This is a genomic window from Lysobacter enzymogenes (assembly GCF_023617245.1).
In the GTDB taxonomy this organism is placed as follows: domain Bacteria; phylum Pseudomonadota; class Gammaproteobacteria; order Xanthomonadales; family Xanthomonadaceae; genus Lysobacter; species Lysobacter yananisis.
In genome coordinates this window covers 2,376,583-2,393,505 of record NZ_CP067396.1, presented here as the reverse complement: position 1 = coordinate 2,393,505, position 16,923 = coordinate 2,376,583, and the positions used below count along the sequence as shown (strand labels likewise).

At 71.4% G+C, this 16,923-nt stretch carries 14 protein-coding genes; 4 read left to right on the top strand and 10 right to left on the bottom strand.

Annotated features, from left to right (window positions below; genetic code table 11):
- Window positions 1-2: 2 nt before the first annotated feature.
- The 7 genes from JHW41_RS10000 to JHW41_RS09970 all read right to left on the bottom strand — a co-directional run bounded on the left by JHW41_RS10000 (window position 3) and on the right by JHW41_RS09970 (window position 8,707).
- Window positions 3-758, bottom strand: a complete 756-nt coding sequence (locus JHW41_RS10000) for a helix-turn-helix domain-containing protein (RefSeq protein WP_250449801.1) — start codon at window positions 756-758, stop codon at window positions 3-5.
- A gap of 580 nt (window positions 759-1,338) precedes the next feature.
- Window positions 1,339-3,222 carry an ATP-binding cassette domain-containing protein gene (locus tag JHW41_RS09995; RefSeq protein ID WP_250449800.1) on the bottom strand — a complete coding sequence of 628 codons (1,884 nt, stop codon included), beginning with the start codon at window positions 3,220-3,222 and terminating at the stop codon, window positions 1,339-1,341.
- Window positions 3,223-3,325: 103 nt separating this feature from the next.
- The gene (locus JHW41_RS09990) at window positions 3,326-4,189 is read right to left on the bottom strand and encodes a GNAT family N-acetyltransferase (RefSeq protein ID WP_250449799.1); all 864 of its coding nucleotides are present in this window, start codon (window positions 4,187-4,189) and stop codon (window positions 3,326-3,328) included.
- Between the two features lie 189 nt (window positions 4,190-4,378).
- The gene (locus tag JHW41_RS09985) at window positions 4,379-5,941 is read right to left on the bottom strand and encodes a protein adenylyltransferase SelO (protein ID WP_250449798.1); all 1,563 of its coding nucleotides are present in this window, start codon (window positions 5,939-5,941) and stop codon (window positions 4,379-4,381) included.
- Window positions 5,942-6,261: 320 nt separating this feature from the next.
- On the bottom strand, window positions 6,262-6,939 hold the full coding sequence (locus JHW41_RS09980) for a glutathione S-transferase (RefSeq protein WP_250449797.1): 678 nt from the start codon (window positions 6,937-6,939) through the stop codon (window positions 6,262-6,264).
- Between the two features lie 60 nt (window positions 6,940-6,999).
- Complete coding sequence (locus JHW41_RS09975; protein WP_250449796.1) at window positions 7,000-8,001, bottom strand: nucleotidyl transferase AbiEii/AbiGii toxin family protein; 1,002 nt, start codon at window positions 7,999-8,001, stop codon at window positions 7,000-7,002.
- On the bottom strand, window positions 7,970-8,707 hold the full coding sequence (locus tag JHW41_RS09970; RefSeq protein ID WP_250449795.1) for a hypothetical protein: 738 nt from the start codon (window positions 8,705-8,707) through the stop codon (window positions 7,970-7,972). Before JHW41_RS09970 ends, JHW41_RS09975 begins: the two co-directional genes overlap by 32 nt.
- Window positions 8,708-8,932: 225 nt before the next feature.
- On the opposite strand from JHW41_RS09970, the gene JHW41_RS09965 reads away from it, so the two are divergent.
- Entirely contained in the window at window positions 8,933-9,415 is a 483-nt protein-coding gene (locus JHW41_RS09965) for a YaiI/YqxD family protein (protein WP_057948063.1), read from the top strand.
- A gap of 544 nt (window positions 9,416-9,959) precedes the next feature.
- On the opposite strand, the gene JHW41_RS09960 is transcribed toward JHW41_RS09965, so the two are convergent.
- Window positions 9,960-11,144 (bottom strand): MFS transporter, encoded by a 1,185-nt coding sequence (locus JHW41_RS09960; RefSeq protein ID WP_250449794.1) that lies wholly within the window; start codon window positions 11,142-11,144, stop codon window positions 9,960-9,962.
- Here JHW41_RS09960 and JHW41_RS26785 point away from each other — a divergent pair.
- Window positions 11,130-11,261 (top strand): DUF6053 domain-containing protein, encoded by a 132-nt coding sequence (locus JHW41_RS26785; protein ID WP_428995494.1) that lies wholly within the window; start codon window positions 11,130-11,132, stop codon window positions 11,259-11,261. The two genes, JHW41_RS09960 and JHW41_RS26785, sit on opposite strands and share 15 nt — an antisense overlap.
- Before the next feature lie 251 nt (window positions 11,262-11,512).
- Here JHW41_RS26785 and JHW41_RS09955 read toward each other — a convergent pair whose 3' ends face one another.
- The gene (locus JHW41_RS09955) at window positions 11,513-12,295 is read right to left on the bottom strand and encodes a DeoR/GlpR family DNA-binding transcription regulator (RefSeq protein WP_250449793.1); all 783 of its coding nucleotides are present in this window, start codon (window positions 12,293-12,295) and stop codon (window positions 11,513-11,515) included.
- 382 nt (window positions 12,296-12,677) lie between these two features.
- Here JHW41_RS09955 and JHW41_RS09950 point away from each other — a divergent pair, with 382 nt between their 5' ends.
- Window positions 12,678-14,723: a DEAD/DEAH box helicase gene (locus tag JHW41_RS09950; RefSeq protein WP_250449792.1), complete on the top strand. Its 2,046-nt coding sequence runs from the start codon at window positions 12,678-12,680 to the stop codon at window positions 14,721-14,723.
- Window positions 14,724-14,991: 268 nt separating this feature from the next.
- Complete coding sequence (locus JHW41_RS09945) at window positions 14,992-15,747, top strand: type 1 glutamine amidotransferase (protein WP_250449791.1); 756 nt, start codon at window positions 14,992-14,994, stop codon at window positions 15,745-15,747.
- Between the two features lie 181 nt (window positions 15,748-15,928).
- Here JHW41_RS09945 and JHW41_RS09940 read toward each other — a convergent pair whose 3' ends face one another.
- A complete protein-coding gene (locus JHW41_RS09940; protein WP_250449790.1) occupies window positions 15,929-16,873 on the bottom strand; it encodes a pseudouridine synthase in 945 nt (314 codons plus the stop codon).
- Window positions 16,874-16,923 lie beyond the last annotated feature (50 nt).

Sequence of the window (16,923 nt, the reverse complement as noted above, 5' to 3'; positions counted from 1 at the left end):
CATTAGGCGGCGCGCGCGGCGTGCGGGTCTTGTACGCACTTGATCTTCGCTTCGACCCGGCATTCCGCCGGCGCCAGCACCTGCCGCCGCAGCTGCAGCGGCGTGCAGCCGGCATGCGCGACCACGACCTTGTGCAGGTGGCTCTGGTCGGCGAATCCGGCCGCGGCGGCGACGTCGGCCAACGCCATCGGCGCGGCCAGCAGGCGCAGCGCGCGACGCCAGCGCGCCTCGCGCCGCAGCGCGCGCGGCGACATGCCGAAGCTGCGGCCGAGCGCGCGGCTGGCGTGCTCGGCCGAGACGCCGAGTTCGCGCGCCAGTTCGGCGATCTCGCGCTCGTCCTGGTCCATGCGCCGCAGCAGTTCGCCCTGCCAGTCCGGCAGCGCCGCCGCTGGCAGCGGCTGCGCGCAGGCCAGCAGCTCGGCCAGGCGCCGCGGCGCGCGTTCGAACACTTCGCGCGCTTCGTTCAGATCGTGCACGCGCCAGGCGCGGGCGGCGAAGGCCGGATCGGCGGCGACGCCGGGCGTGGCCGCCTGGCTGAGTTCCAGATTGATCGCGCTGGCGCCGCTGCGGCCGAAACGGTCGCCGTGGGCGTGGAAGGCCGGATGCAGAACCAGGGTTCCCGCCGCGCACGGCAGCGGGCCGTCGAGGCTGGCTTCGGTGTAGTCGCCCTCGAGCACCAGCGCGGCGTACGGCTCGCGGTGGCGGTGCGTGGCCAGGGTGGCGTTGCGTTCGTGGCGGGTGCGGTAGGCTGCGGTCATGCGGGTTGCGGCGCGGCGGCGGGCGGGCCGACGCGCGCCTCGGGCGCGCGGCGCGATGCGGCGTGGGCGTGGCGGGCGGCGCGCATCGGGGCTCCTGCGCCGGTGGGCGGCGTCGATGCGGCGATTACGGGCCCGCGGCGGGGGCGGCGCAATGGCCGGAAGTTGGGGGGGCGGGGTTGGGGTGCGCACTCCGCTGCGTTGGGGTGGCGGTGTGTCGTGGCGGAGCGGAAGGCGTCGGGGCTGAAGCCCTTCCCACAACAGCAGGAGTCCTGCCACGACAGCTGAAGCCCTGCCCAAAACAGTCGGTTGTGGGACTCGGGGTCGGTGCAGGCGGGTTTCAGTCCGGTGGTGTGTCGCGGCGGAGCGAAAGGCGTCGGGGCTGAAGCCCCTCCCACGACAGCCAGAGCCCCTCCCCAAAACGGCCGGAGCCCTGCCCAAAACAGCCGGGGCCCTCCCGCAACCAGCCGGTTGTGGGGCGCGGGATCGGGGTTTCAGTCCGGCGGTGCGTCGTGGCGGAGCGGAAGGCCTCGGGGCTGAAGCCCTCCCACAGCCGGCGCCCTCGCGGGGCGCCGGCGGCGGCTCAGCCTTCCAGTTCGGACCAGCGCGAGTAGGCGTGGTCGAGCTCGGCCTGGGCCTTGGCCAGTTCGGCGTTGTGCGCGGCCATCGCGGCGGCGTCGCGCTGGTAGAAGGCCGGGTCGTTCATTTGCGCGGTGAGGTCGGACACGCGCGTTTCCAGCGACTCGATCCGCGCCGGCAACTGCTCCAGCTCGCGCGCGTCCTTGTAGCTGAGCTTGCGCTTGGCCGCGGCGGGCTCGGGCGCCGGCGCGGCGACGGCGGCGGGCTTGGCCATCGCCGCGGCGGTGGCCTTGGCCGGCGCGGCCCCGGCCGGACGCTGGCGCAGCCAGTCGCTGTAGCCGCCGACGTACTCGCCGACCCCGCCCTCGCCTTCCATCACCAGCGTGGAGGTCACCACGTTGTCGAGGAAGTCGCGGTCGTGGCTGACCAGCAGCAAGGTTCCCGGGTAGTCGCCGAGCAGTTCTTCCAGCAGCTCCAGCGTTTCCACGTCGAGGTCGTTGGTCGGTTCGTCCATCACCAGCAGGTTGGACGGCTGGGCGAACAGCTTGGCCAGCAGCAGGCGGTTGCGCTCGCCGCCGGACAGGCGGGTGATCGGCGCGCGCGCGCGCTCGGGGGTGAACAGGAAATCCTGCAGGTAGCCGATGATGTGCTTGCTCTTGCCGCCGACCTCGACGTACTCGCGACCCTCGGCGACGTTCTCGATCGCGTTCCAGTCCTCGCGCAGGGTCGCGCGGTACTGGTCGAAATAGGCGATCTGCAGGTTGCTGCCCAGGCGCACTTCGCCGGCCTTCGGCGCCAGTTCGCCCAGCAGCACCTTGAGCAAGGTGGTCTTGCCGCTGCCGTTGGGGCCGATCAGGCCGATCCGGTCGCCGCGGAACACGGTGCCGGAGAACCCGCGCAGCATCGGCTGGCCGCCGTAGTCGAAGTCCACGTCCTTGGCCTCGAGCACCTTGCGCCCGGACTGCTCGGACTGGGCGAATTCCATGCGCACGTTGCCGACGTTGTCGCGGCGCTGGGCGCGCTCGTTGCGCATCGCCTTGAGCCGGCGCACGCGGCCTTCGTCGCGGGTGCGGCGGGCCTTGATGCCCTGGCGGATCCACACCTCTTCCTGCGCCAGCAGCTTGTCGAAGCGCGCGTTTTCCTGCGCCTCGGCGTTCAGCCGCTCCTCGCGCCGGCGCAGGTAGTTGTCCCAGTCGCCGGGCCAGCTGGTGACGCGGCCGCGGTCGATCTCGACGATGCGGGTCGCCAGCGCGCGCAGGAAGCGGCGGTCGTGGGTGACGAACAGCAGCGCGCCGCTCCAGGACTTGAGGAACTGTTCGAGCCAGTCGATGGCTTCGATGTCGAGATGGTTGGTCGGCTCGTCGAGCAGCAGCAGGTCGGGCGACGAAACCAGCGCGCGCGCCAGCAGCACCCGCCGCTTCATGCCGCCGGACAAGCCGTCGAACGCGGCTTCGCCGTCCAGGCCGAGCCGGGTCAGGGTCTCTTCGACGCGCTGGTCCAGGCCCCAGCCCTGGGCGTCCTCGATCTTGGTCTGGACCTTGGCGACCGCGTCGGCGTCGTAATGCTCGGCGTGGCTGAGGTGGTGGAATTCGGCCAGCCAGTGGCCGAGTTCGCCGAGGCCGTCGGCGACCACGTCGAACACGCTGCCGCTGGCGCCGGCCGGGACCTCTTGTTCGAGCCGGGCGACGCGCACCCCACCCTCGCGACGGATCTCTCCATCGTCGGGGACGAGCTCGCCCGCCAGCAGCTTCATGAGCGTGGACTTGCCCGCGCCGTTGCGGCCGATCAGGGCGATGCGTTCGCCCGGTTCGATGGCCAGTTCGACGTTTTCGAGCAGCAGCGGGCCGCCGACGCTGTAGTCGGCGTTCTGTACGGTGATCAAAGGCATGCGCGCATTCTACCCGGGGCCGCGGCCCAGCGCCGCTTTCGTGCCGCCTTTGCCGCGATCGTGCGCGCGGCCGCACGGGCGCCACGACCGCAGCCTCGGCCGATCAGGTCCGCGCCAGCGAAGGGAAGCGGCTGTGCGGCCCCAACCGGGCCGGGTCGATGCCGCGCAGGAACAAGCCGGCCTCGTCGTCCGCCCCGGCCGGGCCGGCCTGCGGCCACAGCGCGCACGGGTCGAAACCGAAGCGCAGCGTCTCGACCGGGCCGACGATCAGGCGCGGCAACGCGGCCGCCAGGGCCGCGTGCGACGGCGCCACCGCGAACACGTCCTCGATGGTCAGCACTCCGTCCTGCTCCTGGGCGAACACCCAGGTATCGGCATCGACTTCGAACAGCGGCGCGGCGTATCCGTTGGCCGCGTACCAGGTCGCGGTGCGGCCGTAGTCGCGGCTGGCGAAGCAGCGCCCCAGCGGCGCCGCGCGCGCGGCCACGGCCAGGAAGCGTTCGCGCACGTCCGCATCGGCCAGATCCCGTTGCGGCGCGCGCTGCGGCGCGGGCGCGAGGGCGTGCGCGGCCTCGAACAGGCTTTGCGGCGCCGGCGCGAAACCGAAGCGCGGATAGAAGTCCAACACGCTGTCGTTGGCGAACAGCAACGCCGGCGCGTCGCCGCAGCCGGCCAGCGCCGCCTGCATCGCCCGCCGCGCCAGCCCGCGGCCACGGTGCTGCGGCAGGCAGCCGACCGCGCCGAACTGGAACGCCAGGATCTCCTCGCCATCGACGATCAGCCGCTGGCGCATCGTCGAGGCATTGGCGACGACGCGGCCGTCTTCGAACAGGCTGTAGGCGAGGTAGCCGGGCGCCCACTGGCCCCACTCGCACCAGCGGCGGAAATCGGCCTGGGAGAACACGCGCGCGACGTACTCGCAGTACGCTGGATGCAGCGCGGTGTCGGTGTGGTCGAGGACGCGCAATATCGGTTGTTGTGGCATCGCGCGATTGTGCGCCGACTCGCATCGCGCACGGGTTTCGTTTTGTATCGGGGCCTTCCTGTAGGAGCGGCGCGAGCCGCGACCGCTACAACGCAACTACGCCGCAGGCTCCGCAGCGGTTGTGGTGTCGCGGTCGCGGCTCGCGCCGCTCCTACAGGGGGATTGCGGGAATCAGGAGCTGCAGGAAAGCATCGAGCAGCCGGCCCGCTCGCGCGCCCAGTCCGGCCGCTTGGCCGCGAACGCCTCGCGCCCGGGCTGGTCTTCGTAGGGCCGGCGCATGACCTCAAGCAAGTCGCGCACGCCGGCCGGATCGCCCTGTTCGGCGCGGTCGATCGCTTCCTGGGCCAGATAATTGCGCAGCACGTAGCGCGGGTTGGCCGCGTTCATCCGCGTCACGCGTTCGGCCGCGGACGAACCGTCCTCGCGCGAACGCGCGGCGTAGCGCGCCAGCCAGTCGCGCAATGCCGGTTCGGCCTCGACGGCGCGCGTCGGGTCGTAATAGGCCTCGGCCAGCGGCGACGGATCGGGCGCGTCGGCGGCGACATCGATATCGGCCAGCGCGCGATAGAAGATCGTCATGTCGACTTCGTTGGCCTGCAGCCAGCCGCGCAGTTCCTGCATCAGCGCCACGTCCTCGTCGCCGCACTCGCGCAGGCCGAGCTTGGCCGCGATGGCGTCGCGTTCGGCTTTGTTGTAGACCTCGACGTAACGCCGCAAACCGTCCTGCAAGAGCTCCGTCGCGATCAACGGCGACAGCGCCCCGGCCAGCCGGCTCAGGTTCCAGTACGCCACCTGCGGCTGCTGGCCGTAGCGGTAGCGGCGGCGGCCGGCGTCGGTGGTGTTCGGGGTCCAGTCCGGGTCGTAGTTGTCGACCCAGCCGTACGGGCCGTAATCGATGGTCAGGCCGAGGATCGACAGGTTGTCGGTGTTCATCACCCCGTGCACGAAGCCGACCCGCATCCAGTGCGCCATCAGCGTCGCGGTGCGCTGCGCCACCTCGGCGAACCACTGGCCGTACACGCGTTCGCCAGGCTCGCCCAGATGCGGGAAATCGCGACGGATGCAGAAGTCCACCAACGTCTTCAACAACGCGGTGTCGCCGCGCGAGGCCGGCAGTTCGAAGTTGCCGAAGCGGATGAACGACGGCGCGGCGCGGCATACGATCGCGCCGGGCTCGGCCTGCGGATGGCCGTCGTAGAACATGTCGCGGACCACCGCCTCGCCGCTGCCGACCAGGCTCAGCGCGCGCGTGGTCGGCACGCCGAGGTGGTGCATGGCCTCGCTGCACAGGAATTCGCGGATCGAGGAACGCAACACCGCGCGGCCGTCGGCGCTGCGCGAGTACGGCGTGGGGCCGGCGCCCTTGAGCTGCAGCTCCCAGCGCCGGCCGTCGTCGGCGAGGACTTCGCCCAGCGAGATCGCGCGGCCGTCGCCGAGCTGGCCAGCCCAGGCGCCGAACTGGTGGCCGCCGTAGTTGGCCGCGTACGGCTGCATGCCCGGCAGCAAGACGTTGCCGGCGAACACCTGCGCGAACTCGGCGCTGGTTATGTCGGCCTCGCTGAAGCCCAGCGCCGCTGCCATTTCGGCCGAATGCGCCAACAGCGTCGGCGCCGCCACCGGGGTCGGATCGACCCGCGAGTACAGCGCGCCGTGGACCTGACGCACGCCCGGCGCGGTTTCCGGGTCGCCGGGCAGATCGCGGACGAAGGCGTTGTCGAAGCGCAGTGCGTGCATGGGCGGCGGGAATCGGTCGGGGATGCGGGGGAGATGGGTGCCGATGGTGGCGAATCCAAGCGGAGGATGGGTTTCGCCGCCCCTCCCCAACCGTCATTCCCGCGAACGCGGGAATTCAGAGACTTCGGCGCCATGCCTGGATAAAGCCCTGGGTTCCCGCTTTCGCGGGAACGACGAAGGTGAGGTTTCGCCGCGCCGCCTCAATCGTCATTCCCGCGAACGCGGGAATCCAGAGACTTCAGCGCCATGCCTGGGTGAAGTCCAGGAGGCCCGCCTTCGCGGGCCTGACGGCGGGTGGGTTTCGCGGCGCCGCACCCACCTCAACCCAGCAACGAATACGGCCCGCCCTTCTCCAACGCCCGCTGATACGCCGGCCGCGCGTGGATGCGCTCGACGAAGGCCTGCATCCGCGGCCGCCCGGCGCCGGCACGCGCGGCGGCGGCCTCGACTGGGAAGCTCATCTGGATGTCGGCGGCGGTGAAACGCTCGCCGGCGAACCATTCGTGTTTGCCCAGCTCGCTCTCGATATAGCCCAGGTGCAGCGCCAGCTGCGGCCCGACGAAGGACGTCATGGCCTTGTCGGCGATGCCGCGTGCGATCGGTTTGACGAAGAACGGCATCGGCGCGGACTTGATCCGCGAGAACACCAGGCTCAGCAGCAACGGCGGCATCGCCGAGCCTTCGGCGTAGTGCATCCAGTAGCGGTAACGTCGGCGTTCCTCGCCATCGAGCGGTTGCGGCGGCGGCGACAGCGCGTGGCCGCGGTCGTAGCGCTCGCACAGGGTCTCGATGATCGCCGCCGACTCGGCCAGCACCTGCCCGTCCAGTTCCACCAGCGGCGACTTGCCGAGCGGATGGATCGCGCGCAGTTCCGGCGGCGCCAGCATGGTCTTGGGGTCGCGTTGGTAGCGCACCACCTCGTAAGGCAGCGCCAGTTCCTCCAGCAGCCACAGCACGCGCTGGGAGCGGGAATTGTTGAGATGGTGGACCTTGATCATGGCCGGCGCCGTCGCTGGGGATGCGCGCATGGTAGCCGGCCTCGCGCGGGCGCGCCGGCCTCAGCCGCGGCTGAACACCAGTTGCGCCGCCAGCCGCCGCTTCCAATCCTCCAGATCGCCTTCCACCCACGGATACTCGGCGCGGAAGTTGTCCCACTCGATCTCCCAGGCGGCGATGTCCGGCAGGGCGTCGTCGGCCCAATCGGCGTGGTCCGCGTTGCAGCGGATCGCATCGACGAACAGGCGCAGCGGCATGTTGCAATGCTCGGCCAGCAGCACCGCGTCGTAGAGGTCCTTGCCCTGCGGCCACATGTCGGTCTGCAGCCACACCAGCTTCCACGCCAGCGACAGTTCCGCGCTGGCGCCCAGCAGCGACACCGGCTCGCCTTCGCTCAACGGGATCCCGACCGGCACCGGCGGCTGCGGCAGGCGTTCGCAGAACACGAAGTCGAACTGGACCTGGCCCTCGGGCAGGCCGTCCAGCGACCAGACGATGGTCATGCGCCGGCCTTCGGCGCGCTCGTAGGTCCAGATGTCGTCGTGGCCGACGCGGTCGAAATGGATCCGCACCGGGCCGATGGTTTCGCGCTCGGTCAGCAGGCGTGCCAGGTCCTTCAGCATCTCGCGCGCGGCTTCGTCGGCGGGCTTGAGCGTGTCCGGCAGCACCACCCAGTCGATGTCGCCCGGCGCGCGCGCCCGCTCGCCGAGATAGGCGTGCAGCAGCACGCTGCCGCGCAGGACCAGCCGGTCGCGCCACGGCGAGCGGGCGATCGCGCGCAGCATCTGCGCCTGCACCGAGGCGCGCGCGGCGTACCAGCGCTCGCGGTCGTCGTCGCTGGCGAAGGCCGGATCGCCGGTGCGGAAAGCGTCGCTGCGGTGCTTGAGCGCCGGATCGAACAGGTCCGGCCGGCCCTGGCCGCTGAGCTGGGTGCTGTCCGGGTAACGGATCGTGCGCGACGCACGCTGCGCCGCGCGCTGCGCTATCGCGAACGCCCGCGCCCGCTCCATCTCAGCGGCCTGGTCGGCCCGGCTATCGCCCTGCGCGCCGAGCCAGCGGGTCATCCGTTCCCATATCGATCCAGCCATCGTCCACCGCCAGGTTGTCGTCGTACACCACGTATTCGGTTTCCGCGCCGAGCCGGCGCAGGTCCATCGCATCGAGTTCGTCGAGCAGCGCGCGCAGTTGCGCGTACGCCCGCTCCAGACCGCCGCGGCTGCGCTGGGTGACGAAGCGCTCGTCCAGCCCGTCCTCGCGCGTGCGCAACGCGTTGCGCGACAGGTGCGCGCCGTGGCCCGCGACCCGCGCGGCCAGCGCCGCCAGGTCCGCGCCGGCGGGCAGCAGCAGCTTGATGTGGCTCTCGAAATAGCGGCCGGCGACGGCGTCGGCATCGTCCCGCGGCACGCCGCGGTTGCCCGGCGCGGCCTCGATCTTGATCCGCACCGGCGCCAGGCCGGCCGCGCGCAACTGCGCCGCGATCGCCTCGGCGCGTGCGCGCTGCTGCGCGAATTCGCCGCGGCCGCGCCAGCTCAGCATCGGTTGCAGCGGTTGCGCGCCGCGCGCCAGTTCGATGTGCAGGCACTTCAGGCCGTGCGCCGCGGCGAAACGCTGCAGCGCGCCGTCGCGGTCCGCAACCACGGTCAGGTGGGTTTCGAATTCGCCCGCGAAGTCGGCCGCCTCGCGCTCGCAGCCGGCCGCATCCCGGCCTGCGGCGGCGGGCGGCACGGCGGGCGGGGTCGGCGGGCGACGCTGGGCGGAGTCGGTGTCCATCGGAGCGGTTTCGCGGCGGGCGCCGTGGGGGCGCGGGCAATCCATGCGGCGAGCGAGCATAGCAGCGCGAGCCGACGTTTCCGCGTCGCCGCGCGGCCGTTTGCGCGCCACGCATCGGCCGACCGGCGGCGCGCGCGACCGACGGCGGATGCGCGCGGCCAGCGCCAACATGACGGCGCGCGCCCCGCGGCCGCACAATGCGCATCGCTCCCTCGCCCGCCCGCCATGACCGACACCTCCGCCGCGCCGCCGGCCGCTCCGCAGATCTGGGTCGACGCCGACGCCTGTCCCGTGGTGATCAAGGACATCCTGTTCCGCGCCGCCGAGCGCGCGCAGATTCCGCTGACCCTGGTCGCCAACCAATGGCTGCGCACACCGCCCTCGCGCTGGATTCGCGCGATCCAGGTCCCGTCCGGGGCGGACGTGGCCGACACCGAGATCGTGCAGCGGCTCGCCGCCGGCGACCTGGTGGTGACCCAGGACATCCCGCTGGCCTCGCTGGCGCTGGCCAAGGGCGCGGTCGCGCTGAACCCGCGCGGCGACCTCTACACCCGCGACAACATCGCCGAGCGCCTGTCGATCCGCAATTTCATGGAAGAACTGCGCGGCGCCGGCGTCCAGACCGGCGGCCCGCCAGCGCTGCACGCACGCGACCGGCAAGCGTTCGCGGCGCAACTGGACCGATGGCTGGCGCGGCGGCCGCGGTGAGTGGCTAAAGCCACGAGCACGAGCAAAATCAAAATGGATTCCGGCTTTCGCCGGAATGACGGCAGTGGGGGTTGCGCTCTCATCTCCCGTCATTCCGGCGAAAGCCGGAATCCATTTTGATTTTGCCGTTGCCGTTGCTTCTTGCTCGGACGCGACCACAAGCGAAGCCCATGTTCCGCAGCCCCGGAGGGCGTGCGCATGGATGCGCACGCGCGCCATGGGGCATGGATGCCCCTTATGGCGCGGCCCCGCGCCGCTGCGAGCCATAGTGGCTCTTGATCCGAAAAAACAAGGCCTTTTCTTTGGTTACTTTCTTTGTGGCTTAAGACAAAGAAAGTGACCCGGCCGCTTGCGGACGGAAGCTCCTGATCTTGGCTGGTCCTCACTCATAGCCTCGGCAAAGGCAGAACCAACACCAAGTCAAAATGGATTCCAGCGTCCGCTGGAATGACGGTCTCCAGAGACTCCCGGCTTCGCGGCATTCCTGCCTCCACCGCAACGAAAAGCGCAGCCAACGCGAATCGCCACCCAACACCCAGCCCCCTCAACCCTTGCGCGCAGCCACCAACTTCGCGCTGGCCGCCACCGCCACCAACCCCACGCCCAGCACCGCGAACGCGACCGCCAGACTGCTGATCTTCGCGATCCAGCCGATCCCGGCCGGTCCGATCAGGATGCCGGCATACCCCAGCGTGCTCACCGCCGAGATCGCCGCGCCGGCCGGCATCGCCTTCTGCGCGCCGGCGGCGGTGAACAGGATCGGCACGATGTTGGAGCAGCCCAGCCCGACCAGGGCGAAGCCCAGCAACGTCGTGCCGATCCAGGGCAGCGTCGCCGCCAGCGCGAAACCGGCCGCCGCGCACACCCCGCCCAGCGCCAGCACCGGCCGCGCGCCGAAGCGTTGGACGATGCGGTCGCCGCTGAACCGGCCCACGGTCATCGCCAGCGCGAACACCGCATAGCCCAGGCCGCCGGCGCTGGCCTCGGCGCCGCGCTGCGCGACCAGCAGCAGCGCGCTCCAGTCCAGCATCGCGCCCTCGGCCAGGAACACCACGAAGCACAGCGCGCCGACCAGGATCACGATCCCGTGCGGCAGCACGAACGTCGCGCCGCCGTGACCGTCGTCGCCGTAGCGCAGCAGCCCGCGGCTGCCGGCCAGCATCAACAGCGCCAGCAACACCGCCACGCTCAAGGCCGCGACCAGCGGCGTCGCCTGCAACCACAGCAAGGCGCTGACCATGGCCGCGCCGGCGATGCCGCCGACGCTGAAAAACCCGTGGAACCCCGACATCAGCGGCCGGCCGCTGGCTTTTTCCACGATCACCGCCTGGATGTTGATCGCCACGTCGATCGCGCCGATGGCGGCGCCGAACGCGAACAGCGCCGCGGCCATGCCGGCGACGGTGTCGAGCTGGGCCAGTAGCGGCAGCACCGCGGCGACCGCGGCGCTGGCCAGCAGGATCACTTTGCGGCAGCCGATCCGCGCGGTCAGCGCGCCGGTCAGCGGCATGGTGGTCATCGAGCCGGCGCCCAGCGCCAGCAGCAACAGGCCGAGCGTGCCTTCGTCGACCCCGGTGCGGGCCTTGGCGTACGGCACCAGCGGCGCCCAGCCGGCCATCGCCAGGCCGGCGATGAAGAAGGCGATGCGGGTGGAGAGACGTTCGAGCGCGCCGATGGGGCCGCCGCGGGCGGCGGGGTCGGAGGCTGCGGCGGAGTGCGGATCGCTCATTGGAATCTCTTCGGGTTCAAAGGTCGGTTGCCGGCGATCGGGGACAACAGCGTCGGGACTGAAGTCCCTCCCACGAAAGCCAAAGCGTCGGGGCTGAAACCATTTCGCAAAAGCTGAAGCTTCGGGACCGAAGTCCCCACAAAAATCAAAGCGTCGGGACCGAAGTCCCTGCCGCAAAGATCAAGGCGTCGGCACTGAAGCCCTTCCCACAAAGGTCGAAGCGTCGGGACCGAAGTCCCTGCCACAAAACCGAAAGCGGCGGGGCTGAAGGCCCTCCCACGGTGGAGGGGGTGCAGCGCGAGCGCTGCCGTGGGAGGGCCTTCAGGCCCGACGCCTCCGGTTCCGCGACCGCGCCGCCGCGGCCGCGCTCACTGCGCCGGCCCGGCGCGCACCACCCGTGCGCCCTTGGCCGCGAACGCGCGCGCCTGCGCGGCGTCGCCGTCGTGCTCGATCACCAGCGCCGCCACCGCGTCGGCGGCGAGCACGGTGTACGGCGCGGCGGTGCCGAACTTGTCGTCGGTAACCAGCACCGCCACCGCGCGCGCGGCGTGGGCGGCGGCCTGCTTGAACTGCGCGTCCTCGTAGTCGCGCGCGCTGATGCCGGCCTCGTGGTCGGCGCCGCACACGCCGAGGAAGTACCAATCGCTGCGGATCGCCTCGACCTCGCGCAACGCACCGGCACCGAGCGCGGCGCCGATGCGCGGCTCGATCCGGCCGCCGATCGCGATCAGTTGCAGGTCCTCGCGCGGCGCCAGCAGCGCGGCGATCGCCGGGGCGTTGGTGGCCACGGTCAGGCCGTAGTCGGCCGGCAGCGCCTGGGCGATGGCGATGTTTGTCGAACCGGCATCGAGGAACAGCACCTGGCCGCGCTCGATCAGCCCGATCGCGGCGCGCGCCAGCGCCGCCTTGCGCCCCGGCGCCTGGGCCTGGCGCTGGACCAGGGTGCCGCGGTCCGGCGCCAGCGGCAGCGCGCCGCCGTAGACCCGCCGGCACTGCCCCGCCGCGGCCATCTCGCGCAGGTCGCGGCGGATGGTGTCGTGCGACACCTCCAGCTCGCGCGCCAGGTCGACCGCGATCACCCGGCCCTGGGCCAGCAGGCGCTCCAGGATCAGGCGGTGGCGTTGCTGCGGCAGCAGTTCCTCGACGGACATCGGGGCTCCGGATCGTTCACGATTGAAGCTAATCGTGCACAAACGTGCAAATACGTGCAAGCCCGGGTCGCACGGAATCCGTCATCGGGCCGATCCGGCACAGTCGCCGCCGACGCCCGCGAGGGCCGACGACGCCGGCCGCCCCCGCCCGCACGACCGCCCCTGTCGCAGCCGGCGGGCCGCCCACCCACGCCCGGCCCGCGTGGCGAATCCGCGCACTTTCGCGCCGCCATCGGTTCGGTCCCGCCGCCGCCGCGAGCCCGCGAGCCCGCCACGACGGCCTCGCCGCGCCGCCGGACGCATCCGAGCCGTAGCTCCACCCGCATCGGAGTAAACTGGTCGGTCATCCGACCGGCCCTGCCGGCGCTGCTAGAGCCTCGACATGAGCGCCGACACCCCCACCGACGCGCCCTCCTCCCCCAAGTTCACCGACCTCGCCCTGTCCGAGCCGCTGCTGCGCGCGCTCGCCGACGTCGGCTACGAATCGCCCTCGCCGATCCAGGCCGCCACCATCCCGCCGCTGCTGGAAGGCCGCGACGTGCTCGGCCAGGCCCAGACCGGCACCGGCAAGACCGCCGCGTTCGCGCTGCCGATCCTGGCCAGCATCGATCCGGCCCAGGCCAAGCCGCAGGCGCTGGTGCTGGCGCCGACGCGCGAACTGGCGATCCAGGTCGCCGAAGCGTTCCAGAAGTACGCCACCCACCTGCCCGGCTTCCACGTGCTGCCGATCTACGGCGGCCAGAGCTACTACCCGCAGCTGCAGGCGCTCAAGCGCGGCGTGCAGGTCGTGGTCGGCACGCCCGGCCGCGTCATCGACCATCTCGAACGCGGCTCGCTGGACCTGTCGCAGCTGCGCTGCCTGGTGCTCGACGAAGCCGACGAAATGCTGCGCATGGGCTTCATCGACGACGTCGAGAACGTCCTCAAGAAGACCCCGGAATCGCGCCAGGTGGCGCTGTTCTCGGCGACCATGCCGGCGCAGATCAAGCGCATCGCCCAGACCTACCTGAAGAACCCGGTCGAGATCGCGATCAAGTCGACCACCACCACCTCGGCCAACATCCGCCAGCGTTACTGGTCGGTCAGCGGCGTGCACAAGCTCGACGCGCTGACCCGGATCCTGGAAGCCGAGACCTTCGACGCGATGATCGTGTTCTCGCGCACCAAGCTCGGCACCGAGGAACTGGCCGAGAAGCTGCTGGCGCGCGGCATTTCGGCCGCGGCGATCAACGGCGACGTGCAGCAGGCGCAGCGCGAGAAGACCATCGCGAACCTCAAGGACGGCAAGATCGACGTGCTGGTCGCCACCGACGTGGCCGCGCGCGGCCTCGACGTGGACCGCATCAGCCACGTGCTGAACTACGACATTCCCTACGACACCGAGAGCTACGTCCACCGCATCGGCCGCACCGGCCGCGCCGGGCGCAAGGGCGAAGCGATCTTGTTCGTGACCCCGCGCGAGCGCGGCATGCTGCGCGCGATCGAGCGCGCCACCCGCCAGCCGATCGAGCCGATGGAGCTGCCGAGCGTGGAGACGGTCAACGAGCAGCGCGTCTCGCGCTTCCTCGGCCGCATCACCGAGGCGCTGGAAGGCGACGAGCTGGGCATGTTCCGCGACCTGGTCGAGCGCTACGAGCGCGAGAAGAACGTGCCGGCGGTGGAGATCGCCGCGGCGCTGGCCAAGCTGGTGCAGGGCGACAACCCGCTGCTGCTGACCCCGCCGCCGGCGGCGCCCAAGTACGCACGCGAGGAGCGCGACGGCCCGCGCGAGCATCGCGGCCAAGCCACGCGCAAGTTCATCGAGCGCGACAACGCCTCCAACTCGGGCGCGCACCGGCGCGAGTTCCGCGACGACAACCGTCGCGACGAAGCCCGCCGCGACCCGCGACCGCCGCGCGAAGAGCGTCCCGCGCACCGCCACGAGGACCGCCAGTACACCCCGCCGGGCGCCGCGCGCCCGCCGGCCAACCGCGCCGAGGCGTTCTTCGACGACGACGCGCCCGCGCCGCGTCCGCCGCGCGCCGAGCGCGCTGAGCGCCCCGAGCGCGCGCCGCGCGAGAGCGAGGTCGGCATGGAGACCTTCCGCATCGAGGTCGGCCACAGCCACGGCGTGCAGCCGGGCAACATCGTCGGCGCCATCGCCAACGAGGCCGATCTGGAAAGCCGCTACATCGGCCGCATCGACATCCGCGACGACTACACCCTGGTCGACCTGCCCGAAGGCATGCCGCGCGAGTTGATGGAACACCTGAAGAAGGTGCGCGTGGCCGGGCAGCCGCTGCGCATCCAGCGCGCCGGGCCGGGCGACGCCGAAGGCGGCCGCAGCGGTCGCGGCGCCGGCCGTCCGGGCGGCCCGGGTCCGCGCGGGCCGAAGCCGCACGGCGGCGGTCCGCGCAAGCCGCCGTTCAAGCCGCGCGGGCCGCGCTGAGGCAGGACGCGCAGCGGGCGCGGCGCAAGCCAGCGCCCGCGGCGCATCCATCGGAAACGCCATCCCCGCGAACGCGGGGATCCGAAGACCTCGGGCGTTCTCGCACGAAAAGCCCTGGATCCCCGCGTTCGCGGGGATGGCGGTGGGAAGCGGCGCGGGCAAACCGCGCTAGCGCCCGACGCAAAAAACCAGAATTCATAAGCCGCGACGCCCCACAACCGCGCGCGCTTTGGCATAGTCGCAAGCGTAAGCCGACGCCACGCCGCTCATGTCCCGCATCCTGGTCTTCCAACACGTCGCCGCCGAACCGCTCGGCACGCTCGATCCGCTGATCCGCCGCCGCGGCCACCGCATCCGTTTCGTCAACTTCGACCGCGACCCCGGCGCCGCGCCCAATCTGGAGCGCTATCGCGGGCTGATCGTGCTCGGCGGCCCGATGAACGTCGAGGACCGCGCCGCGCGCCCGCACCTGACCACCGAGCTGCGCGCGATCGAGGCCATGCTCGAACAGGGCAAGCCGGTGCTCGGCATCTGCCTCGGCGCGCAATTGCTCGCGCACGTGCTCGGCGCGCCGGTGCGCAAGCATCACGTGCCCGAGATCGGTTGGTACCCGCTGCACAGCACCGACGCCGGCCGCACCGACCCGGTGCTGGCGCCGCTGGCCGGCAGCGCGCCGGTGTTCCAGTGGCATCGCTACAGCTTCGAAATCCCGCACGGCGCCCACCACCTGGCCCGCACCCAGACTTGCGAACAACAGGCCTTCCGCTGGGGCGACAACGCCTACGGCTTCCAGTTCCACCTGGAGATGGACGTGCCGCTGATCGAGCGCTGGCTGGCCAATCCGGCCTATCGCGCGGAGCTGGCCGAACTCGGCCACGACACCAGCGAAACGGCGATCCGCGCGCTGACCGCGCAGCACATCGCCGGCATGCAGCAACGCGCCGACGCGGTGTTCAACAATTTCCTCGACCTGATCGGCCGGCCGCAAAGGCGCTATACCCTGCCCTCGCGCGAATGGGTGTGAGGGCCGCGGCGGCGACGGAACTTTCGACGCCAGCGGACGCTTCGCGGTCGCGACTTGCGTCGCTCCTACAAGGGCTCCCGGCAGGTTCCGCAGGGCCACTGTAGGAGCGGCGCAAGCCGCGACCGCGAACCCGCAACCACTTCGAACCCGGCAACACGCCGGCGAACGGCCCCAACCGCTCCTACAACGCCAGCCCGCTCTCGAACCAGCGTTCGCGTCCGTCCAGCGGATCGACGAAGCGCAGCGACTGCGCCAGCAGTTTGAGCGGCTGCGAAAAGTCCTCGTCGTCCGCCTCGCTGCGCGCCTGCAACAGATAAAAACGGTCGCCGAGGATCGGCGCGCCGAGCGCGGCCATGTGCACGCGCAGTTGATGCTTGCGGCCGGTGACGGGATGCAGGGCGTAGGTCCAGGCCCGCGGCCCGCGGGAAACCACCTCGACCGTGGTTTCGCTGTTGGCCTCGCCCGCCGCCTCGCGCATCAGGAAGAACGGCTCGCCCGGCTCGATCCGCGAGCGCCGCAGCAGCGGGAACGCCAGCGCCGGCAACGGCGGCGCCAGCGCAAGGTAACGCTTGTCGATGCGGCGTTCGCGGAACGGCGCCTGGTAAGCGCCGCGGCTGGCGCGCTCGCGCGAGAACAGCACCAGCCCGGCGGTGGCCGCGTCGAGCCGGTGCAGCGGCGCCAGATCCGGCTCGCGGTAGCGGCGCTGCAGCCGCGCCAGCAGGGTTTCGGCGACGAAGCGGCCGGCCGGCGCGACCGGCAGGAAATGCGGCTTGTCGACCACCAACAGACGCTCGTCGGCATGGACGATGCGTTCTTCGAACGGAATCCGCGGTTCGCGCTCGACTTCGCGGAAATACAGGATTTCCAGGCCGACCTTGTAAGGCTCCGCCGCGTCCAGCGCCCGCCCGTCGCGCGCATCGAGCACGCGGCCGCGGGCGAAACGCTCGCGCCAGCGTTCTCGGCCGATCGCCGGGAAGCGCGCGCACACGCCGTCGAGCAGGTTCGTCCACGGGCCCGGCGGCAGTTGCAGGCGGCTGGGCGCAAGCGCGTGCGGCGCGGATGCGTCCGGCGCGGACGCCTGCGGCAAGCCTAGGTCGAATGGCGCATCCGGCGGCGGAATCGGCATGCGACCATCATCGCTTACTTCGCCCGCAGGCGCCGGGGCGGAACCGCTCC